The organism is Neglectibacter sp. X4, assembly GCF_009917365.1.
GTDB lineage: Bacteria > Bacillota > Clostridia > Oscillospirales > Acutalibacteraceae > Acutalibacter.
On the sequence record NZ_QWLE01000315.1, the window covers coordinates 1 to 575 of the forward strand.

The 575-nt window shown below is 42.6% G+C and carries 1 protein-coding gene; it reads left to right on the plus strand.

Translation table 11 applies throughout. The features are described from left to right. Positions 1-575 (plus strand): DUF3102 domain-containing protein (locus tag D1841_RS18340; protein ID WP_166554395.1); only part of this gene is annotated, 575 nt, incomplete at both ends.

Here is a 575-nt window from a genome sequence, read left to right on the forward strand (position 1 = left end):
CCTTTATTGGAATCAGATGGAGGCATTAGGAAGACTCGGCTTTGAATTTGCCGCCAGAGCAGGGCAGAGGCTGAATGTCATCAAGTCAAGATTGAAACATGGAGAGTGGGAAGACTGGGCAGAGAATAATTTATGCTTTTCTACAAGAAAGGCAAATAGAATGATGAAACTGGCGGAAAAAATGACTGATGAAGACAGCTTTTTCTGCAAAAACGACAAGTTGTCGGATATTGGAATTTCAAAGGTTTGGGAACTCTTAGCAGCGCCGGAAGAGGTGGCAGAAAAGGTCATGGAAAACCCCGAAATGCCAGACATGAGCGTACGAGAATTAAAGGACGAAATTAAGCGCATCAAAGAGGAAAAGAAGAAAATAGAGGAAGAGCTGGTAATTTGCGAAGACACATGGCAAACGGACAGAACTGTTTTAGAAATGGAGATTGAAACGCTAAAGGGAGAACTCAGAAACCGGTCAGAAATGAATCCTGCTATCCTTGCTGAAAAAGAGAAAGAACTGCAGAACATGCAGGACAAGCTGGACAAGGAAAAAGAAAAGTCCAAGAAGCTGAAAGAATCCA